The organism is Streptomyces pratensis (assembly GCF_037137275.1).
Classification (GTDB): Bacteria; Actinomycetota; Actinomycetes; order Streptomycetales; family Streptomycetaceae; genus Streptomyces; species Streptomyces pratensis_B.
This window is the reverse complement of sequence record NZ_JBBBEN010000062.1, coordinates 213,224-233,237: the sequence shown is the minus strand read 5'-3', so window position 1 is coordinate 233,237 and position 20,014 is coordinate 213,224. Positions and strand designations below refer to the sequence as shown.

Annotated in this window: 16 protein-coding genes; 11 read left to right on the top strand and 5 right to left on the bottom strand. The window is 74.9% G+C overall.

The annotated features are described in order from the left end of the window. Window positions 1-79 precede the first annotated feature (79 nt). The 6 genes from V9U70_RS05495 to V9U70_RS05470 all read left to right on the top strand — a co-directional run bounded on the left by V9U70_RS05495 (window position 80) and on the right by V9U70_RS05470 (window position 7,615). The gene (locus V9U70_RS05495) at window positions 80-913 is read left to right on the top strand and encodes a M55 family metallopeptidase (RefSeq protein ID WP_336673306.1); all 834 of its coding nucleotides are present in this window, start codon (window positions 80-82) and stop codon (window positions 911-913) included. After that, a complete protein-coding gene (locus tag V9U70_RS05490) occupies window positions 906-2,249 on the top strand; it encodes a M20/M25/M40 family metallo-hydrolase (protein ID WP_336673305.1) in 1,344 nt (447 codons plus the stop codon). The genes V9U70_RS05495 and V9U70_RS05490 overlap by 8 nt, the downstream gene beginning before the upstream one ends. 37 nt (window positions 2,250-2,286) lie before the next feature. Continuing rightward, window positions 2,287-4,302, top strand: coding sequence for a S9 family peptidase (locus V9U70_RS05485; protein ID WP_336673304.1), 2,016 nt, complete (start codon window positions 2,287-2,289; stop codon window positions 4,300-4,302). Then, entirely contained in the window at window positions 4,299-5,270 is a 972-nt protein-coding gene (locus V9U70_RS05480; RefSeq protein ID WP_336673303.1) for a S66 peptidase family protein, read from the top strand. Before V9U70_RS05485 ends, V9U70_RS05480 begins: the two co-directional genes overlap by 4 nt. Window positions 5,271-5,455: 185 nt before the next feature. After that, the gene (locus tag V9U70_RS05475) at window positions 5,456-7,246 is read left to right on the top strand and encodes a CocE/NonD family hydrolase (RefSeq protein ID WP_336673302.1); all 1,791 of its coding nucleotides are present in this window, start codon (window positions 5,456-5,458) and stop codon (window positions 7,244-7,246) included. Between the two features lie 135 nt (window positions 7,247-7,381). Continuing rightward, window positions 7,382-7,615 carry a LapA family protein gene (locus tag V9U70_RS05470; protein ID WP_336673301.1) on the top strand — a complete coding sequence of 78 codons (234 nt, stop codon included), beginning with the start codon at window positions 7,382-7,384 and terminating at the stop codon, window positions 7,613-7,615. An 82-nt stretch (window positions 7,616-7,697) separates the two neighbouring features. On the opposite strand, the gene V9U70_RS05465 is transcribed toward V9U70_RS05470, so the two are convergent. Beyond that, window positions 7,698-8,051 (bottom strand): VOC family protein, encoded by a 354-nt coding sequence (locus V9U70_RS05465; RefSeq protein ID WP_336673300.1) that lies wholly within the window; start codon window positions 8,049-8,051, stop codon window positions 7,698-7,700. Window positions 8,052-8,161: 110 nt separating this feature from the next. Between V9U70_RS05465 and V9U70_RS05460 the strand changes: the two genes are divergently transcribed. Next, window positions 8,162-8,641 carry a GNAT family N-acetyltransferase gene (locus V9U70_RS05460; RefSeq protein WP_336673299.1) on the top strand — a complete coding sequence of 160 codons (480 nt, stop codon included), beginning with the start codon at window positions 8,162-8,164 and terminating at the stop codon, window positions 8,639-8,641. Window positions 8,642-8,656: 15 nt separating this feature from the next. On the opposite strand, the gene V9U70_RS05455 is transcribed toward V9U70_RS05460, so the two are convergent. Together V9U70_RS05455 and V9U70_RS05450 are read right to left on the bottom strand one after the other, a co-directional pair. Continuing rightward, entirely contained in the window at window positions 8,657-9,466 is an 810-nt protein-coding gene (locus V9U70_RS05455; RefSeq protein ID WP_336673298.1) for a class I SAM-dependent methyltransferase, read from the bottom strand. A gap of 127 nt (window positions 9,467-9,593) precedes the next feature. Then, window positions 9,594-11,099 carry a bifunctional phosphatase PAP2/diacylglycerol kinase family protein gene (locus V9U70_RS05450; RefSeq protein ID WP_336673297.1) on the bottom strand — a complete coding sequence of 502 codons (1,506 nt, stop codon included), beginning with the start codon at window positions 11,097-11,099 and terminating at the stop codon, window positions 9,594-9,596. Window positions 11,100-11,340: 241 nt separating this feature from the next. On the opposite strand from V9U70_RS05450, the gene V9U70_RS05445 reads away from it, so the two are divergent. Further along, window positions 11,341-12,627 carry an aminotransferase class I/II-fold pyridoxal phosphate-dependent enzyme gene (locus tag V9U70_RS05445; RefSeq protein ID WP_336673296.1) on the top strand — a complete coding sequence of 429 codons (1,287 nt, stop codon included), beginning with the start codon at window positions 11,341-11,343 and terminating at the stop codon, window positions 12,625-12,627. A gap of 97 nt (window positions 12,628-12,724) precedes the next feature. On the opposite strand, the gene V9U70_RS05440 is transcribed toward V9U70_RS05445, so the two are convergent. Together V9U70_RS05440 and V9U70_RS05435 are read right to left on the bottom strand one after the other, a co-directional pair. Beyond that, window positions 12,725-13,375 carry a DedA family protein gene (locus V9U70_RS05440; protein ID WP_336673295.1) on the bottom strand — a complete coding sequence of 217 codons (651 nt, stop codon included), beginning with the start codon at window positions 13,373-13,375 and terminating at the stop codon, window positions 12,725-12,727. Next, window positions 13,372-14,148 (bottom strand): MBL fold metallo-hydrolase, encoded by a 777-nt coding sequence (locus V9U70_RS05435; protein ID WP_336673369.1) that lies wholly within the window; start codon window positions 14,146-14,148, stop codon window positions 13,372-13,374. Before V9U70_RS05435 ends, V9U70_RS05440 begins: the two co-directional genes overlap by 4 nt. Before the next feature lie 229 nt (window positions 14,149-14,377). Here V9U70_RS05435 and V9U70_RS05430 point away from each other — a divergent pair, with 229 nt between their 5' ends. From V9U70_RS05430 to secD, 3 genes are all read left to right on the top strand, one after another. Then, window positions 14,378-16,585 carry a phage holin family protein gene (locus V9U70_RS05430; RefSeq protein WP_419723935.1) on the top strand — a complete coding sequence of 736 codons (2,208 nt, stop codon included), beginning with the start codon at window positions 14,378-14,380 and terminating at the stop codon, window positions 16,583-16,585. Window positions 16,586-16,800: 215 nt separating this feature from the next. Next, complete coding sequence (locus V9U70_RS05425) at window positions 16,801-17,010, top strand: hypothetical protein (protein WP_336673294.1); 210 nt, start codon at window positions 16,801-16,803, stop codon at window positions 17,008-17,010. A gap of 673 nt (window positions 17,011-17,683) precedes the next feature. After that, on the top strand, window positions 17,684-19,987 hold the full coding sequence (gene secD, locus V9U70_RS05420) for a protein translocase subunit SecD (protein WP_336673293.1): 2,304 nt from the start codon (window positions 17,684-17,686) through the stop codon (window positions 19,985-19,987). Window positions 19,988-20,014: the final 27 nt, after the last annotated feature.

Here is a 20,014-nt window from a genome sequence, read left to right as displayed (position 1 = left end):
GGGGCCCTTCGGCGGACGGGGCCCCGGCGGGCGGCCCCTCTCTGGCCCCCGCCGTTCACGAGGCGTACGGTGTGGCGGCATGAAGATCCTCATCAGCGCGGACATGGAGGGCGCCACCGGAGTGACCTGGCCGGCCGACGTGCTGCCGGGGACTCCGCAGTGGGAGCGCTGCCGGTCGATGTTCACTTCGGACGTGAACGCGGCGGCGCTCGGCTTCTACGACGGCGGCGCCGACCAGGTGCTCGTCAACGAGGCCCACTGGTCGATGCGCAACCTGCTGCTGGAGCACCTGGACGAGCGGGTCCAGATGCTCACCGGCAAGCACAAGTCGCTCTCCATGATGGAGGGCGTCCAGCACGGCGACGTGGACGCCGTGGCCTTCGTCGGCTACCACACCGGAGCGGGCGCGGAGGGCGTCCTCGCCCACACCTACCTCGCCAACTCCATCACCGGCGTCTGGCTCAACGGGGTCCGCGCGAGCGAGGGCCTGCTCAACGCGCACCTCGCCGCCGAGTACGGGGTGCCCGTCGTCCTGGTCACCGGCGACGACCTGACCTGCGCGGACGCCCAGGGGTACGCCCCCGCCGCGCGTACGGTCGCCGTCAAGGACCACGTCTCCCGCTATGCGGCGGTGTGCCGCACCCCGGCCCGCACCGCCGCCGACATCAGGGCCGCGGCGAAGGCCGCCGCAGCGCTCGCGGGTCGCCGGGAGCCGGTCACCGGGGTTACGTTCACCGTGGAGCTGGAGTTCGACGCCGAGCACCTGGCGGGCGCGGCGACCGTGGTGCCCGGCGTGGCGGGGAGCGGCGAGCGGCGCGTGGCGTACACCAGCAGGACGATGTACGAAGGAATTCGCACGTTCAAGGCGGTGACGACGATCGTGTCGGCCGCTGTGGAGGAACAGTATGGCTGACGCCCCCGACCTGCTCGGACCCGTGGACCGGCAGGCGCTCGACGAGGTGGTGACGTACACCTCCGAGCTCATCCGGATCGACACGACCAACCGGGGCGGCGGCGACTGCCGGGAGCGCCCGGCCGCGGAATACGTCGCCGAGCGGCTCGCGGACGCCGGAGTCGAGCCCACCCTGCTGGAGCGGACCACCGGCCGGACCAACGTGGTCGCCCGCATCCCCGGCGCCGACCCGTCGGCCGACGCGCTGCTCGTCCACGGCCACCTTGACGTGGTGCCCGCGGAACCCGCCGACTGGAGCGTGCACCCCTTCTCCGGCGAGGTGCGCGACGGGGTCGTCTGGGGGCGCGGAGCCGTAGACATGAAGAACATGGACGCGATGGTCCTCGCCGTCGTGCGGGGCTGGGCGCGCGAGGGATTCCGTCCCCGCCGCGACATCGTCCTCGCCTACACCGCCGACGAGGAGGACAGCGCCGTCGACGGCTCCGGCTTCCTCGCCGACCGGCACGCGGGGCTCTTCGAGGGCTGCACGGAAGGCATCAGCGAATCGGGGGCCTTCACCTTCCACGCCGGCGACGGGCTCTCGCTGTACCCGATCGCCGCGGGCGAACGCGGCACCGGGTGGATCGAGCTGAGCGCCGCGGGCAGGGCCGGGCACGGCTCCAAGGTCAACCACGAGAACGCGGTGAGCGCGCTGGCCGGCGCGGTCGCCCGGATCGGTGAGCACGAGTGGCCGGTCCGGCTCACCCCGACCGTGCGCGCCGCCATCACCGAGATCGCCGCCCTGCACGGCATCACCGCCGACCTGGAGGACCCCGGCTTCGACGTCGCCCAGCTCCTCGGCAAGCTCGGCCCGGCTGCCACGCTCGTCGAGAACACCATCCGCAACAGCAGCAACCCGACGATGCTGGACGCCGGTTACAAGGTCAACGTCATCCCCGGCCACGCCACCGCCTTCATCGACGGCCGTACGGTCCCCGGCGGCGACGACGAGTTCGAGGCCACCATGGACCGGCTCACCGGGCCCTCGGTCTCCTGGAAGTACTACCACCGCGAGACGGCCCTGCAGGCCTCGGTGGACTCCCCGACGTACGCCAAGCTGCGTGCCGCCGTCGAGCGGTTCGACCCCCGGGGGCACACCGTCCCGTACTGCATGTCGGGCGGCACCGACGCCAAGCAGTTCTCCCGCCTGGGGATCACCGGCTACGGCTTCACCCCGCTCAAGCTGCCCGTGGGCTTCGACTACCAGCGGCTCTTCCACGGCGTCGACGAGCGCGTGCCCGTCGACGCCCTCCACTTCGGGGTCCGCGTCCTGGACCACTACCTGCGCACCGCCTGATCCGCACCGCCTGACCCGCACCGGGGGGACCGTCACCGTGAACACCGTGCCAGCAGCCGCGTACGGCACCTGGCCGTCGCCGATCGACGCGGCGCTCGCCGCCTCGCACGACGGCCGGCCCGACCACCTCGCCACCGTCGGCGACGAGGTGTGGTGGACCGAGCCGCGCCCCGCCGAGGGCGGCCGCCGCGTCCTGATGCGCCGCCGTGCCGACGGCGCCACCGCCCCGGCGCTGCCGGCCCCGTGGGACGCCCGCAGCCGGGTCATCGAGTACGGCGGGCAGCCCTGGGCGGGCCTGGTGCGCGAGGACGGCGAACCCCTGGTGGTGTTCGTCCACTTCGCCGACCAGCGGCTGTACGCCTGCGTGCCCGGTGGACCCGACGCCCCGTGGCCCCTCACCCCCGTCTCTGACATCGGGGGAGGGCTGCGCTGGGTGGACCCGCACCTGCGCCCCGAGCACGGGGCCCGGGGCGAGGTGTGGTGTGTGATGGAGGAGTTCACCGGCCCCGCCCCGACCGACGTGCGCCGGGTGGCAGCCGCGGTGCCGCTCGACGGATCGGCGGCAGAGGACCGCTCCGCGGTCCGTGAACTCTCCGACGACCGGCACCGTTTCGTCACCGGGCCCCGCGTCCGCCACGATGGACGGTGGGCCGCGTGGCTCGCCTGGGACCACCCCCGGATGCCCTGGGACGGCACGGTGGTCATGGTGGCCGAGGTCACCGCCGCGGGCGAGTTCACCGGCGTGCGGCCCCTCGTAGGGGGCCCGGAGGAGTCGGTCTGCCAGGTGGAGTGGGACCGCGACGGCAGCCTCCTGTTCGTCTCCGACCTGGGCGGCTGGTGGGAGCTCCAGCGCATCCGCCCGGACGCGGGCGCGGGGAGCGAGGCTGCCAGCAGCCGTCTTCTCCCGCCCCGCGGCGAGGAGTTCGGCGGGCCGCTGTGGAAGATCGGGCTGCGCTGGTTCCACCCGCTCGACAACGGGCTGATCGCCGTCCTGCACGGGAAGGGCGGCATGCGGCTGGGCATCCTCGACCCGGAGACCGGCGAACTCGCCGACGCGCCGGGCCCGTGGACCACCTGGTCCGACACGCTCGCCGTGCACGGCACCCGGGTCGTCGGCGTCGCGGCGAGCCCACGCACCGGCCCCGAGGTCGTCGAGCTGGACACCGCCACCGGGCACACGCGTGTCATCGGCGCACCCCATCGCGACGCGGTCGACCCGGCCTACTACCCGGTGCCGCAGGACCGCACCTTCACCGGCCCCGACGGCCGGGAGATCCACGCCCACGTCTACCCGCCGCGCAGCCCGGAGCGCACCGGGCCCGACGGCGAACTCCCGCCGTACGTCGTCTGGGCGCACGGCGGCCCCACCGGCCACGCGCCGCTCGTCCTGGACCTGGAGATCGCCTACTTCACCTCGCGCGGCATCGGCGTCGTGGAGGTCAACTACGGAGGCTCCACCGGCTACGGCCGCCGCTACCGCGAACGGCTGCGCGGCCAGTGGGGCGTCGTCGACGTGGCGGACTGCGCGGCCGTGGCCGAAGCGCTGGTCGAGGAGGGCGCGGCGGACCGGGGCCGGCTGGCGATCCGGGGCGGCAGCGCGGGCGGCTGGACCGCCGCGGCCTCGCTGACCGGCACCGACCTGTACGCGTGCGGGACGATCAGCTACCCGATCCTGGACCTCGAAGGATGGGCGAAGGACGGGACCCACGACTTCGAGTCGCAGTACCTGGAGTCCCTCGTCGGCCCGCTCGCGGAGGCGCCCGAGCGCTACCGTGAACGCTCCCCGATCCACCGCACCGACCGGCTGGCCACTCCCTTCCTGCTGCTCCAGGGACTGGACGACGTGATCTGCCCGCCGACCCAGTGCGAGCGGTTCCTGGCCGCCGTCGCGGGGCGGGGCGTCGCCCACGCCTATCTCGCCTTCGAGGGCGAGAGCCACGGGTTCCGGCGGACGGACACCCTCGTCCGGGCGCTGGAGGCCGAACTCTCCCTCTACGCACAGACGTTCGGTATCGACCGCCCCGACGTGCCCCGCCTGGACCTGGCGCCATGACGGGCGAGGTCCACCGTCCGGCCGGCGCTCCCGGCGCGTCGGCCCGGCCGCCGCGGCTGCGCCCCGGCTCCCGGGTCGCCGTCGTGGCCCCCTGCGGTCCCGTCCCCGCCGACCGGCTGGAGCAGGGGGTCGCCCTGCTGCGGGAGTGGGGCCTCGACCCGGTCGTCGGGCCCCATGTCTCCAGCGCCCACCCGGAGTTGGACTACCTCGCCGGCGCGGACGCCGACCGCGCGGCCGACCTCCAGGAGGCGTGGTGCGACCCGTCCGTGGAAGCCGTGCTGTGCGCCCGCGGCGGGTACGGCGCGCACCGAATGGTCGACCTGCTGGACTGGGCGGCGATCCGGGCCGCCGGGCCCAAGGCGTTCGTCGGCTACAGCGATGCCACGGTGCTGCACGAGGCGTTCGCCCTCCGGGCCGGGTTCAGCACCCTGCACGGCCCCATGGTCGCCACCGAGGCGTTCCTGACGGAGCCGGCGACCCGTGAGCATCTGCGCGCCACGCTCTTCGCACCGGAGACAGTCCGCACCCTCGGCCGGGACACGGCCGCCGCCCTCGTCCCGGGGCGGGCCCGCGGTGTCCTGCACGGCGGCTGCGTCAGCCTCCTCGCCGCGGACGCCGGCACCCCGTGCGGCCGGACCCACGGCAGGGGCGGGCTGCTGGTGATCGAGGACACCGGGGAGCATCCCTACCGGCTCGACGGCATCCTCACCCGGTTGCTCAGGTCCGGCGCTCTGGAGGGGCTCGCCGGCGTGGTCTGCGGGTCCTGGCAGGACTGCGGGCCGTACGAGAAGATCCGGGCCGTGCTCGCCGACCGGCTCGGCCCGCTCGGCATACCCGTGGTCGAGGAGCTGGGATTCGGGCACGGCCCCAACGCGCTGACCCTCCCCCTGGGCGCGCCCGCCGTGCTCGACGCGCCGGCGGACGGCGGCCGGTGCACGCTGACCGTGGAAGCCCCCGCCCTGCGCTGACCCTCCTCGGCGGTTGCCCCGGATTCCGCTCGCGCCCGGTGGGCACGGGCGTTCGGCCGCGCGCCTTCGGGGCGCGGAGAGTGAATACCCGTCAAGAACCGCTGAGCGGTACGTTGGCTCGGGTATGACGTGTGTCACAGCGTGAGTGCGGCTCGGTGCTCACCGATCGGTGAGCTGTCCTCGGTGTGGAGGTCTTCGTGTCAGGTGCTGTTTCCCGATGGCGCGGCCCGCTCGTCGCGGTCGCCGGCGCGGCCCTCGCCGCGCCTCTCCTGTTCGCCGGACCGGCCCGCGCCGCGGCCGACCCGTACGCCGTCACGCCGCTGACGTTCACCGTGGAGGCGGGGGACCGCGTCTGCACGGTGGACGCGGACCTCTACCGGCCCGCCGGAGCCGACGCGGACGCCCCGGCCCCCGCCGTCCTCACCACCAACGGCTTCGGCGGCAGCAAGTCCGACGGTTCGACCGACGCCATCGGCAGGGCCTTCGCCGCCCGCGGCTACGTCGGCCTGGTCTACTCGGGCCTCGGCTTCGGCGCGTCGGGCTGCCTGATCACGCTCGACGACCCCGCCGTGGACGGCGAGGCGGCGAGCGCGCTCGTGGACTTCCTCGGCGGCCGGAGGGCGGCCGACGACGGAACCACCGTCGACTTCGTCGTCCGGGACGCCGTCGGCGACCCCCGCGTCGGCATGATCGGCGGCTCCTACGGCGGCGCCGTCCAACTGGCCGCCGCGGCCGTCGACCCCCGCGTGGACGCCCTCGTCCCGCTGGTCACCTGGAACGACCTCGCCTACGCACTGGCCCCCAACAACACCGGCGCGCGCACCGGTGTCACCTCCGACACCCTCGGCGTCTTCAAGTGGCAGTGGACCAACGGGTTCTACCTGATCGGCGAGGGGCAACCGCTCCTCTACCCGAGCCTGGACCCGTCCCGCTTCAACCGGCCGGACTGCCTGCACTTCGCCGCCCGCGCCTGCGAGGCGATCCGGCTGCTCAACTCCGGCCGCTACCCCGCCGAACGGGCCGCCGCGATGCTCGACTACCTGCGCGGCGTCTCACCCGCCTCCTACCTCGACCGGGTCGAGGCCCCCACCCTGATCGTCCAGGGGCAGGCCGACAGCCTGTTCAACCTGAACGAGGCCACCGCCACGTACCGGACGCTCAGGGCGCAGGGCACGGAGACAAAGATGATCTGGCAGGCGTGGGGACACAGCGGGGGCCAGGCCCCCGGCGAACTCGACCTGAGCCGGGGGAACCTGGACACCAGCTACGTCGGCCGACGGGTGCTGGCCTGGTTCGACCGCCATCTGCGCGGGCGGACCGGGACGGACACCGGGCCCGCGTTCTCCTACTACCGCGCCTGGCGCGGCGGCTACGGCACCGCCGACGACGTCCCCGGCCTCTCCCGGACGCTGTACCTCTCCGGCGACGGCGCCCTCGTCGAGGACCGCTCCCAGGTGGCCCGCGGCAGTCGCGAGTACACCAACCGGCCCGTCGCGACCAGCCACTCCGAGAGCTCGATCGCCCCGCTGATCGGGTTGCCCGATCCCCATCCGTACGACACCGAGGGCACCTACCTCGGCTGGCGCAGCGCCCCGCTCACCGCGTCCCTCGACGTCGTCGGCGCTCCGAGGGCCACCCTGAAGGTCGTCTCCCCGAGTGCCGAGCGGGTCCAGGACAGCGGCGACGCCGCCGACAAGCTGGTCCTGTTCGCCAAGATCTACGACGTCGGGCCCGACGGAAGCCGCAGGCTGGTGAACCGCCTGGTCTCCCCGGTCCGGGTCCCCGACGTCACCCGCCCCTTCACGGTCGAGCTGCCGGGGATCGTCCACCGGTACGAGGCGGGGCACCGCCTGGAGTTCGTGATCGCCGCCAGCGACACCGCGTACTTCGGCAACCGGGGTGTCAAGCCCGTCACCGTCCTCAGCTCTCCCGAGGACACCGGTGTCCTGGAGCTCCCGGTCGTCCCGGCCGACTGACGCCGGGGGCCGCCCCTTCACCCGAACGGCCGAACAGCACCGGCCCCCGGCCCGTTCCGCGGCCATGCTGGGGCTCCGGGGGCGGCCGCGTGGACGACGGGCCGGACGCGAGGAACGAGCGGGAAGGGCCGGACCATGAGCCCCAAGGACGTATCGAGCGGGCGCGGCGCGGGACTGCTGACCCCGGGACGCATCGCCGTCGCCGTGCTGATCGTGCTCGTCATCGTGTTCATCTGCATGAACACGGAGAAGGTCACCATCAGGGTGCTGATCCCCGAGGTGACCGCGCCTCTCTGGCTCGCCCTGCTGGCGATGTTCCTGATCGGCCTGGCCTGCGGGGGCTACCTGTTCCGCCGCAGGAGCAGGTGACACGGGCCCCGGGGGGCGCCCGACGGGTCTCCCGGGGCCTGTCCCCGGCCCGCCGGACGCCCCCTCGGTCGGCCGCGGCGGATCAGTCGGTGACGTTGCGGTCCACGTACTCGAAGACCGAGCCGTCCGGGTGCAGCGCGATGAGGCTGCGGCCCGCCGGGGACGGCACCGGCCCCGCGACGATCCGCGCACCCGCCCGGGTCAGCGCCGCGTTCGCCTCGTCGACGTCCCGTACGGCGATGGTCGCGCCGACCTTGCGCAACACCTCCAGCTGCGATTCGGGCCCGCTCATCAGCAGGAAGCACCCGATCGCGGCGACCGACACCCCGCCGCGCTCGAAGCGCTGGGCCGACGTGCCCGTCAACCCCTCGTAGAAGGCCACCGCGGCCTCCAGGTCGGCGACGCAGATACGCAGCGTGGTTCCAAGGATCTCCATGCGCAAGAGGGTAGTTGGCGCCCGCCATGAGCGTGATCGATTCGGGTCCGCCGAAATGCGTTTGCTCCGGTCCCGGCGGCGGTGCCAAGGTCGGGGCCATGGAGCCGGGCTTGTCATCAGGGGTCACCGTCAGGGCCTACCGGGGCGAGGACTGGGAGGCGGTCGCCCGCATCCACGACGCCGCGCGTCTGGACGAGCTGAGCGCCTCCGTCGGCGTGGAGGCCTTCCTCACGCTGGCCGAGACCTACGAGGGGGAGGGGCTGTTCGACGGGGCGCTGTGGGTGGCCGAGGTCCGGGACGGTGCCGAGCCGGTGGTCGCCGGCTTCGCCGCGTACGCGGACGCCGAGCTGACCTGGCTGTACGTCGACCCCGCCCGCTACCGTCAGGGCATCGGGCGGGCCCTGCTCGGCCATGCGCTGGAGGCCGCCGACTCCGCCGCGGTCGCGTGCACGGTGCTGGCCGGGAACGACGGCGCCCGCGCTCTCTACGAGAGCGCGGGCTTCGTCGTCGTCGAGACGAGAACCGGGAAGCTCGCGGGCAACGAGCGGTTCCGGGCGACCGGCCACGTCATGGAGTGGCGCCGCCCCTGAGGGCGGGGCCGGGCGTCACTTGCGGCAGAGCACCTCGCCGTGCGGCACCATGAACCAGCCGTCGCCCTCCTCGCCCCAGGAGCGCCACGCGGAGGCGATGGCCGCGAGCTGTTCGCCGCTCGCGTGACCGCCCCGGACCGCCAGATCGGCGTAGACCGAGTCCGTCGTCCGGTCCGCCCACAGCCCGCTCCACCAGGCCCGGCTCTCCGGGGTGGCGAAGCACCAGGCGGCGGCGGTCGGGGTGATGTCGGCGAACCCGGCCCGCCGGGCCCAGGAGAGCAGCCGCCGTCCGGCGTCGGGCTCTCCGCCGTTGCCGCGCGCCACCCGCCCGTACACCTCCTGCCACTCGCTCAGCCCGGGCGACGTCGGATACCACGTCATCGCCGCGTAGTCGCTGTCGCGCGCCGCGACCACGCCGCCGGGGCGGCAGACCCGCCGCATCTCCCGCAGCGCCTGGACCGGGTCGGCCACGTGCTGGAGCACCTGGTGGGCGTGGACCACGTCGAAGGAGTCGTCGGGGAAGTCGAGGGCGTGGACATCGGCCACCGCGAACGCGACGTTGTCCAGGCCGCGTTCGGCAACCGCCCGGGCGGCCTGGTCGAGGATGGTCCACCCGGTGTCGACCGCGGTCACCGGGCCCGGCGCGACCAGGGCGGCCAGGTCGGCGGTGATGGTTCCCGGGCCGCAGCCGACGTCCAGGACGGCCAGACCGGCCCGGAGTTCACCGAGCAGATAGGCCGCCGAGTTGGCGGCCGTCCGCCAGCGGTGCGAGCGCAGGACCGACTCGTGATGGCCGTGCGTGTACACGGCGGTCTCCTTCGGCATGACCGTGCCGTCCTCTCCCCGAGATCCTTCGCGCCGACGGTACGGCGACGGGAGCACCGTACGCTCTCATGCCGGATAGTGAGATGGGTGTCTCGCGATGTGGATGGCGGGGCGCTCCGCCGAACCTCTAGAGCGGCATCGGGCAGTACACGGTCAGTGCCTCCGGCAGCTTGTCGATGGTCAACTCCTCTCCGGAATGCGCTACTTCACCGTCATACGCATACGGAGTCCCCGGTGCCAGGCCGGCGATGCGCACCCGGCGCCGTCGCACCGCGGCATGGGCGGGGGAGCGGGTCAGCGGTCCCGCCACCGCCGCCGCCAGCAGGCGCAGCGCCGGTGTCCGGCCGCCGTGCACGACCCTGACGTCCAGCAGCCCGTCCGCCAGGTTGTGACGCCGGCCCGGAGCGGGGCCCACGCGTTGGAAGAGTCCGTTGCCGACGAAGAGAAGCCACAACGGGCGCCTGCGACCCTGGAGTTCGGCCTCCAGCGGTCGTTGCCCGCGCAGTACGTGGAACGCCGCGAGTACCCCCGCCGGCCAGCCGCCGATCCGGGACGACCAGTGCTCCCGGGTGCGCACCAGATCCGGATAGACGCCCAGCGAGAAGGCGTTGAGGAAATAGCCGTCCGCTCCGTCCTCCCCGTTCGGGCCCGGCCGGAACCGGCCGAGGTCCACCCGGATCGCGTCCCCCGCCGTCAGCGCGGCAGCGGTCTCCTGGACGGTCTCGATGCCCAGGTCGTAGGCGAAGTGGTTGAACGTCCCGCCGGGGAAGACCGCCAGGGGCACGCCGTGCGTCGCCGCGGCGGAGGCCGCCAGGTTGACCGTTCCGTCGCCTCCGCAGACCCCCAGCGCCCGGCCGCGCCCCGCCGCGTCGGTCAGCGCGGTGGCCAGCCCGCCCGGCGCGACCTCCACGACGTCCGCGAGCGGCAGCGCCTCGCGCACGAGCGACGCCGTGGCCGGGGCCGTGCCCGAAGCACGGTTCACCACCACCACGAGCCCCTCGCCGCCGGGCAGTGCGGGGGCCTCGCCCGGAGGCCGGCCCGGGGCGGGCAGCTGGCCCCGCGTCGGGACGATGCCGCGCAAGGCGAACGCCGCTCCTATGCCGAGCGCCGCCCCGGCCAGCACATCACTCGGGTAGTGGACCCCGGTGTAGACGCGGGAGGCCGCCACGGCCGCCGCGACCGGGGCCACGACCGCCCCCCAGCCCCCGGACTCCAGAGCCACCCCGGTGGCGAAGGCGGCGGCGGACGCCGCGTGGCCGGACGGGAAGGAGGTGGTGACCGGCTGCCGCTTGAGCCGGCGCACCACCGGCACCAGATCCACCCTCGGCCGCCTGCGGCGTACCGCGCTCTTGCCGACGGTGTTGATCGCCGCCGACGCCACGGCGAGGGACGCGACCCCGCGCAACGCGGCCCGGCGGGACCGCGCGCTGCTGCCGAACGCCGCGATCCCGGCCGCCGCCCCGACCCAGAGCAGCCCGTGATTGGCGCTCCGGCTCAGCTGGGGCAGCAGAGGATCGGCACCCGGCCAGTGCCGGTTCGCGACGCTGTGGAAGACGGCCAGATCCCGCCCCTGAAGCCAGCTCCGCAGACGGTCGACGGCGGGCGCGGCGGGCGTGCTGCTCGGTGACGACATGGCTCAGCGAATACCCGGCGGAGCCCCGCTGAACCAGCAGGCGCGCTGAGAACCCCGCCACGCGCCGCCGCCGACCGGCGCAACGGCCCACGCGCGGGCCGTGCCGGGGACGGCACACGGTTCGGCTGCGCGATTGGACGGGCGGCCCGCCCGGAACCTCCGTATAAAGGGCCCAGGGACCGCCGCCGCCCCGGAGCGGGACGCGGCGGTGCACGGACGGCGAGCGGCGGAGGAGGGCCGGATGCACGGCACCGAGGGCACCGGCGCACGGCCCGACGCCCCGGCAGGCGTCGCAGGGCGGCGCAACGCGCCCGCGCGCCCCCCGCACGAGGACCACGGGCCCGTCCGCTACGGGCCGCTCGCCCCGGACCCCGGCCTCCCGGTCCTGCCCGAGCTGGCCGCCGTGCTCGCCGCCGCTGCCGAATGCACCCGGCCCGAACCGCCGGGCGGGGGACAGGCCCTGCGCGAGGCGGCCGGCGGCTACTGGGACCGGCGAGGGCTGCACGGCACGGCGGGCGGCATCGCGGCCGCTCCCGGCGCCCAGCCCCTCCTCCTGGCCCTGATCGCCGCCCACGGCGGCGACGTCCTGATGCCCCGCCCCTGCCCGGCCGGCTGGATGCCGCAGGCCCGGCTGCTCGGACAACCCGCCTACCACGTGCCGACCCCGGCCGAATGCGGCGGCATCCCCGACCCGTACGCCCTCCTGGAGACCGTCCGCCGGGTACGCGCCGAGGGCGGTCGGCCCACCCTGCTGCTCCTGTCCGTCGTCGACGATCCGACCGCCACCGTGGCGCCGCCCGAGCTGGTCCACGAGGCCTGCGAGGCCGCGATCGGCGAAGGGCTGCACATCATCAGCGACGAGACCTGGCGCGACACCGTGCACCGGCCCCGCGACACCGTCCTGCTCAGCCCGGCCGAGATGTGCCCCGACGACGTCACCGTGATCAGCGACCTGGCCGGGGCTCTCACCCCCGCCGCCTGGCCGGTCGCGGTCGCGCGGTTCCCGGACACCGAGCAGGCCGCCGCGCGCCGTTCCCGCACCCTGGACGTCCTCACCGCGCTCGGCGCCCTCGTCGCGGGGCCGCTCGCCCGGGCGGCCGCCCACGCCCTGGCGGAACCGGAGGCCGTACGGGAACGGGCCCGGCAGGCCGCGGCGCTCCAGGCCGAGGTCGCCGCCGCCGCCCACCGCGCGGTCCTCGGCTCCGGCGCCCTGGCCCGCCCCCCACAGGCGGGCCGCCACCTCTACGCCGACCTCGGCCCCCTGCGCTCCCGGCTGGCAGCCCTGGGCGTCGCGGACTCCATGGAGCTGGAGGAGTACCTCACCGAGCGGCTCGCCGCACCGGCCCCCGGCGGCCACCGCTTCGGCGACGAACTGGGGGCGCTGCGCGTCCGGCTGGACACCGGGGCGCTGCTGGGGGCCACGCCGCCGGAGCGGGCCCAGGCCCTCGCCTCCGCGGAGCCCCTGGAACTGCCGCACGTGGCGCGGGCGCTGGCCCGGTTCGCCGCCGTCCTCGGCGCTCTGCGATGAGCCGGCGCGCCCCCGCCGCGCCGGCCGGCGACGCACCCGTCGGGCCAGGAACCCGCCGACACCGGACCGGCCCGCCCGTGCCGCTGCCCCCCGCCGGTCACCCGGCGGTGTCGCCCGCCCCGTGGCCGGACCCCGCACGCAGCCTGCGCCAGACCGCCGGAGCTCCGCTGATCAGGAGTGTCAGGGCGACCGCCGCGACCACTCCCTGCCACGGCTCGGGAAAGAGGGAGCCGCCCAGGATACCGATCAGCTGGTACGTCGCCGCCCACGCCAGGCAGGCCGGGACATCGCCCCGGGCGAACCGCCGCAGCGGCATCCGGCCCAGCAGACAGGCCAGCATCACCGGAATCCGGCCGGCCGGCACCAGGCGCGACAGGACCAGCACCGCACCGCCGTGCTCGCCCAGCTTCGCCTGCGCCCGCGCCAGCCGGTCGGGCGCTGCCCGGCGGCTGATCACCTCCAGCCACCGCGACCCGTTCTTCGACCGCACCCCGCGCTGCCCCAGCCAGTAAAGGCCGACGTCCCCCAGGAACGCCGCGGCCGAGGCCACCGCGAACACGAAGACCAGCGAGAACGGTGACGTCTGGTGGAGCGCCACCACCGCGGCAGAACTCACCAGAGCCCCCGTCGGCACCACCGGGACCAACGACCCCAGCGCCACCAGTGCGAACAGCGTGGGATAGCCGACGGCCTGCTGCGTCGCCTCGGTGGGCAGCTCCCGCACCACCGCCTGGACCCCGTGGATCACCGGCCGTCCTCCGGCCGGACCCGCTCGCCGTGCCGCAGCAGGTGAACCGTCACCCCGGGCGCGCGCCTGGCCGCGTGCCGTACGAACTCGTCGCCCGGCGAGTGGAACTCGTGCGGCCGTACCCCGTCCAGCCCGATCGGCCAGTACGTGCCGTAGTGCACCGGCACCGCAGACCTCGGCCCCAGCAGGGTCAGCGCCTCTGCGGCACGGGCCGGGTCCAGATGGCCCTGCCCCAGGTAGGGGCCCCAGCCGCCCACCGGCAACAGCGCCACGTCCACCGGGCCCACCGCGTCCGCCATCCTGGCGAAGAGCCCGGTGTCCCCGGCGAAGTACGTCCGTGCCTCGCCCTCGACCACATAGCCGAGCGCGGCAGTCCGGCGCGGGCCGACCGGCAGCCGCCGGCCGTCGTGCAGCGCCGGAACCGCCCGCACCCGCACCTCGCCGACCCGCACCTCGTCGCCCGCCCGTACCTCGGTCACGTGGAGCCCCCGCGTCTTCCGCAGCCCCCGCAGCCCCGGCACGGCCGCGACCGCGCCGAGTGGCACGACCAGCCTGCTGCCTGGGGCCAGCCGGGCCAGCGAGGGCAGATGCAGATGGTCGGAGTGCAGATGGGAGACCAGCACCACCTCTGCGACCGCGGCCCGCGCCGGGGGCACCTCGCCCCGCCGACGGCGCAGATGCGCGAAGCGCCGTGCGAACAGGGGGTCGGTCAGCACCCGCACCCCCGAGTCCTCGATCGTGCAGGTCGCATGACCCCACCAGGTGACCTCCACCATATGTCCGCCTCCTCGCCCGGCCCCCGGGGCGCCGCGTCCCGGAGCCGCCCCACCGCCCTGTGCGCGGGAGCGCCGCCGGTACGAGCGTATGCGCCCCTCGCTCGCTTCCGTCGCCCCGGCAGGCGGGCGAGGAGGCCGGCAGACCGATGGAGGCCGCCGACCGGGTCCGGCGCTGTGAAAAGGTGGGGGCGGGCCCTTGACGACCGGGGCCCGTGGTGGAGAAGGCATGAGGTGGGCCGACGTGGGTGAGCGGACGTGGCGTACGGCGGGCCGGGCCCTGATGCGGGTGATCGCTGTCTGGGCGGTGTCCACCCTCACCATGCTCGTGCTCGCCGGCATCCTGCCCGAGTTCCAGCTGGAGTCCGACGACGGCGACACCATCACCAGGACGGCGTTCACCGCCGCCTGGGGCGCGGGCGCCTTCGGCCTGCTGTCCGCCCTGGTCTGGCCCGTCCTCGTGCGCGGTCTGCTCGTCGTGCCCGCGCTCGTTCTGGGCGCCCTGGTCTTCTTCCTCAACGGCTCACTGCTGCTGATAGCCCTGCGCCTCATCCCGGACGGGCGCGGCGTCTCCGACCCCGAGACGGCGGTCGTCGTCGCCGCCGTCATGTCCGCCGTGGCGTCCGCCACCTCGACCGCCCTCGCCGTCCGCGACGACGAGGCCTACCGCCGCAGGCTCTCCCGGCTCGCCGACCGGCGCCGCAGACGCGACCGCTCCCCGAGCGCGCCGGACCCCGGCCGCGACGGCCCGCCCGGCACCGTCTTCCTCCAGCTCGACGGCGTCGGACACGACACCCTGGTGAAGGCCGCAGCAGAGGGGCTCATGCCGACCGTCGCCGGGTGGCTCGCCGACCCCGCCGGACACCGGCTCACCCCCTGGCGCACCGACTGGTCCAGCCAGACCGGCGCCAGCCAGCTCGCCATCCTGCACGGCAGCAACCACGACGTGCCCGCGTTCCGCTGGTACGAGAAGGAGACCCGCACGGTCATGGTCTCCAGCCGTCCCGCGAGCGCCCTCGAAATGCAGCGCCGCGCGATCGCCCGCACCCGCGACGGCGGCCTGCTCACCGTCGACGGTGCGAGCCGCGGCAACCTCTTCAGCGGCGGCGCCGACCAGCTCGCGCTGGTGCTCTCCATGGCCGCCCGGCGCGGCAAGGGCCGACGCTCCCGCGCCGGGTACTTCGCCTACTTCTCCGACCCGGCCAACGCCACCCGCACCGCCCTCTCCTTCGCCGCGGAGGTCGCCCGCGAGATCTGCGAGTCGACCCGCGCCCGGAAGACCGCTCCGCGCGTCAAGCGCGGTGGCCTCTACCCCCTCATCAGGGCCTTCGCCACCGTGGTGGAACGCGATGTGGTGGTCGCCGCCGTCCTGGGCGACATGTTCGCCGGACGCACCGCCGTCTACGCCGACCTCGTCGCCTACGACGAGGTCGCCCACCACTCCGGACCGCACAGCCGCGACGCGGAGAAGGTCCTCCGACGCCTCGACCGCTCCCTCGCTCTGATCGTCCAGATCGCCGCACACACCCCGCGTACGTACCGGATCGTCCTCCTCTCCGACCACGGCCAGAGCCCCGGCGAGACCTTCGCGGGACAGTACGGCCTGACGCTCAGGGACCTCGTCCGGGCGGGCTGCGGGCTGCCCGTGCCGCGCCGTGCCCAGCGCACCCGCAGCGCTTCCGAGGCCCGTGACGCGGTGCGGATCGCGCTGCACCGCCCGGTCGAGGGACAGGAGGCCGAGCACCCCGCCAAGCCCTCCGACCCGATCGTGCTGGCCTCCGGCAACCTGGGGCTGCTCTCCTTCCCGGACATCGAGGGCCGTGCCTCCCGCGAGCAGATCGACCGCCGCCACCCGGCACTGCTCGGCACGCTGGCCAACCACCCCGGGATCGGCTTCCTCCTGGTCCGCAGCGAGGAACACGGTTCGCTGGTGCTCGGTCCGGGCGGAGTGGAGGTACCGGTGGGAGAACTGCGCGACGGCGAGGGCCCACTGGCGGGCTTCGGCGTCGGGGCGGCCGCCGCCGTACGGCGTACCGACACCTTCCCGCACGTCGCCGACGTCATGATCAACTCCAGGTACGACCCGGCGACCGGGACGGTGCACGCCTTCGAGGAGCAGATCGGATCGCACGGCGGACTGGGCGGCGAGCAGTCGCGCCCGTTCCTGCTGTGGCCCCGCGGAATGACCGACCCCCTCGACATCGTCGCCGCCGAGACCGCTGAGACCGAGGAGGGCCTTCACGGCCTTCGCCCTCCGCCGGGCGGCGAGCTGGTGGGGGCCGAGGCCGTGCACCGGGTACTGGCCCACTGGCTGCACGAGTGCTCCGGCCCGCAGGTCCCGGTGCGGGCCGAGGGGTTCGCCGGGGCCGACCGGGCGAACGAGCCGTTCCCCGCGGCGGCGCCGCTGCCGAAGACGCCGGGCGCCGCGGCGAGCTGACCGGCGGGGGCGACCCGGAGCGCGCACGGGATCGACCGGGCGCTCTCCCCCTCCTGGGATCGGCTGCGGGCAGGCCGGGGGAGCGCTGCTGCGCCTCGGTCAGGAAGTGGCGTTCCACCACCCCGTATTGCATAGTGAGGGATCGGTCGCGCCCCGCTGTCGGCGGGCCGACGGGTTCGTGGGCGGCCGAGACGGCCGACCGGGGGTGAGGAACGATGCGTTCGGTGCACGACGGGCGGCGGCAGAGCCGCCCCGTCCCCCAGTCGGCCCCCAACGGCCAGGACGTGCTGGAAGACGCCCGGTTCGGCGTACGCACGGGGGCGACGACCACCGTGGTCTGCGGCGCCGGGCACGTCCTCAGCGCCCTGCTCGGCCACCGCCGGTCGCCGGCCCCGCCGCCCGAGCCCACCGGCCGGCCGAGGTGACCGCGTGCCCGGGGCCGCCGGAGAAGGCGCCCTCGGCGAGGCGACCCGGAACGCCCGCCCGCGCGCGGTGGGCGCCGGCCGTGCTGCTCCTCACCGTGCTCGCCGCGCTCGGCGGCGGAGCCACCGCGGGCGGCGCGGCCCCCGGAACCGCCGCGCGCGGCCTCGCGTTCGCGTTCGCCGCCCCACCGGCCGCCACGGCAGCGTCTCCCGGCAGCCGTCCCCCACGAGCACCCGCTCCGCAGACCCGCGCCGGCGGACGGGAGAGCGTCGGCGACACGCGCGACGCCCCCGCCGGCCGGCCCGACGCGGGGGCACTCCCCGACGGGGGCGCGGCGGCCGAAACGGAACCCGAACTCCCCGGCGTCGCGGCCGACCCGGCCCAGGCCCCCCGAGCGGGCGCCGGCCGGGCCCATCCGCTCGGTCACGCGCCCCCGCCACCGCACGACCTGCTGCCGCCACGTCCTTGGGCGCAGGCCGCGCCCGGCGTCGGAGTGCAGCGGGCCGTAGCGGATTCCTCCGGCGCGCCCCGCGGCCCCCAAGGCGCGCTCCCCGGCGTACGGGGCCCTCCGGGCGGGGACACCGGTCCCACGACCGGTCACCGGACCTGCTCTGCCGATCCGGCGTCCCGTCCTCACTGAGGTGAGGGCGCGCGACGCCCCACCGGAGGATCTCCATGACTCGCGCCACCGCGGTGCGAGCGGTTCTGGCCGTCGCCGTTCTGCTCGTCTCCGCCTTCATCACCCTGACCATGTCGCCCAGACTCGGCCTCGATCTCCAGGGCGGCACCCGCATGGTGCTCCAGGCCAAGGACACCGCCACCGTCGAGGCGGACCGGGAGACCACCGACCGCACCCTGGAGGTACTGCGGCAGCGCGTCGACTCGCTCGGCGTCTCCGAACCGACCCTGACCCGGTCCGGAGAGAACCGCATCATCGTCGAGCTGCCCGACGTCCAGGACCCGCGCCAGGCCAGCGAGGTCATCGGCCGCACGGCCCAGCTCACCTTCCACGCCGTCGAGGGCCCGGCGGAGAAGGTCTCCGCCGAGAAGACGCCGGACGCCGAGGGCCTGGCCCTTCCCGACGAGCAGGGCCGCCCGCTCGCCCTCGGCCCCTCCCGGCTCTCCGGCGCGGGCGTCGAGGACGCCACCGCGTCCTTCGACGCCCAGGGTGGAGCGGGCTGGGCCGTGTCCCTCGACTTCCGTGAGGGCGCGGGGAAGGACTGGACCCGGCTGACGGGAGAGGCGGCCTGCCACCCCGTACAGGACGACCGGCGCAGGGTCGCCATCGTCCTGGACGAGAAGGTCATCTCCTCGCCGCAGGTCGACCCCTCGGTGGCCTGCGAGGCCGGACTGCCCTCCGGGGCCACCCAGATCACCGGCTCGTTCAGCGCGCAGGAAGCCCGCGACCTGGCGCTGCTGATCAAGGGGGGCGCGCTCCCGGTGCCCGTGGAGATCGTGGAACAGCGGACCGTCGGCCCGACCCTCGGCGCGGCGGCCATCGAAGCGAGCGCACAGGCGGCACTCATCGGAGCCGCAGCCACCGCCCTGTTCATCATCGTCGTCTACCGGCTCTTCGGCGCACTGGCCACCGTGGCGCTGGCCGCCTACGGAATGATCTCCTACGCGGCACTCGTCGCTCTCGGCGTCACTCTCACCCTCCCCGGTCTCGCCGGCTTCGTCCTCGCGATCGGTATGGCGGTCGACGCGAACGTCCTGGTCTTCGAACGGGCCAGGGACGAGTGCGCCGAGCATCCCGACCGTTCCCTGCGCTCCGCGCTGACCACCGGGTTCACGAAGGCGTGGAGCGCGGTCGCCGACTCCAACGCGACCACCCTGATCGCGGCCGGCCTGCTCTTCTTCCTGGGCTCCGGACCGGTCAAGGGGTTCGGGGTCACCCTCGCCATCGGAGTGCTCGCCTCGATGTTCTCCGCGCTGGTCATCGCCCGCGCGCTCACCGAGATCGCCGCCAACTCGCGCTTCATCAGCGCCTACCGGGGCGTCAACGGCCTGGCGCGCCCCGGCGCCGTACGGACCTGGCTGGCCCGCCGGGACCCGCAGATCTTCCGCAAGCCCGTCCGCTGGCTCGTCGTCTCCGCGGCCCTGGTCGCCGTCGCGGTGGCCGGGGTCGTGGTGCGAGGGGTGGACCTCGGCGTCGAGTTCACGGGGGGCCGCCTCGTGGAGTACTCCACCAGCCGCCCGGTCGACGTCGAGAAGGCCCGTGACACGATCGCCGCCGCGGGCTTCGGCGACGCCGAGGTCACCACAGCGGGCGAAGGCGACCTCTCCGTGCGCACCGGGCAGCTCGACAACGACCAGGAGCACGCCCTGCGGACGGCCCTCGCGGCGGAGGGCGGCGAGACCACCAAGGTGCGCGACGAACTGATCGGCCCGAGCCTGGGCGACGAGCTGCGACGCAACGCGCTGATCGCCCTGGGGGTCGCGGTCGTCGTCCAGCTCGCCTACCTGGCGGTCCGGTTCCGCTGGACGTTCGCCGTGGCCTCGGTCGCGACGATGGTGCACGACGTGATCATCGTCGTGGGCGCGTTCGCCTGGCTGGGACGGCCGGTGGACGGCATCTTCCTGGCCGCCCTGCTCACCGTCATCGGCTACTCGGTCAACGACTCGGTGGTGGTCTTCGACCGGGTGCGGGAGCTCTGGTCGACGAACCGGCAAACCCCGTTGCCCACCGTCGCCCGCCGGGCCGTCCTCCAGACCGTCCCCCGCACGGTGAACACCGGGATGGGCGCCTTGTTCATCCTGGCCGCCCTCGCGGTGCTGGGCGGCGCCTCGCTCTCCGACTTCGCGCTCGCCCTGCTGATCGGCATCTGCGTCGGCACCTGGTCCTCTGTGTTCACCGCCGTGCCCGGAGCCCTCGTCCTGGAGCGGTCCGCCACGGCCCCGCCGCCCGTTCCGGGGAAGGCGCGGCGTCGCGGGGGCGCGCCCCGGCGCGACCTGATCGACAACGGGGCCCGCGTCTGACGGGCCCGTGGCACGGCCGCCCGCCGT

Excerpts from the sequence above, each read along its gene's own strand:
- V9U70_RS05430 (WP_419723935.1), top strand. The coding sequence starts at position 14,378 with ATGAGGTGGGCCGACGTGGGTGAGCGGACGTGGCGTACGGCGGGCCGG.
- V9U70_RS05445 (WP_336673296.1), top strand. The coding sequence starts at position 11,341 with ATGCACGGCACCGAGGGCACCGGCGCACGGCCCGACGCCCCGGCAGGC.
- V9U70_RS05490 (WP_336673305.1), top strand. The coding sequence starts at position 906 with ATGGCTGACGCCCCCGACCTGCTCGGACCCGTGGACCGGCAGGCGCTC.
- V9U70_RS05465 (WP_336673300.1), bottom strand. The coding sequence starts at position 8,051 with ATGGAGATCCTTGGAACCACGCTGCGTATCTGCGTCGCCGACCTGGAG.
- V9U70_RS05495 (WP_336673306.1), top strand. The coding sequence starts at position 80 with ATGAAGATCCTCATCAGCGCGGACATGGAGGGCGCCACCGGAGTGACC.
- secD (WP_336673293.1), top strand. The coding sequence starts at position 17,684 with ATGACTCGCGCCACCGCGGTGCGAGCGGTTCTGGCCGTCGCCGTTCTG.
- V9U70_RS05470 (WP_336673301.1), top strand. The coding sequence starts at position 7,382 with ATGAGCCCCAAGGACGTATCGAGCGGGCGCGGCGCGGGACTGCTGACC.
- V9U70_RS05480 (WP_336673303.1), top strand. The coding sequence starts at position 4,299 with ATGACGGGCGAGGTCCACCGTCCGGCCGGCGCTCCCGGCGCGTCGGCC.
- V9U70_RS05450 (WP_336673297.1), bottom strand. The coding sequence starts at position 11,099 with ATGTCGTCACCGAGCAGCACGCCCGCCGCGCCCGCCGTCGACCGTCTG.
- V9U70_RS05455 (WP_336673298.1), bottom strand. The coding sequence starts at position 9,466 with ATGCCGAAGGAGACCGCCGTGTACACGCACGGCCATCACGAGTCGGTC.
- V9U70_RS05425 (WP_336673294.1), top strand. The coding sequence starts at position 16,801 with ATGCGTTCGGTGCACGACGGGCGGCGGCAGAGCCGCCCCGTCCCCCAG.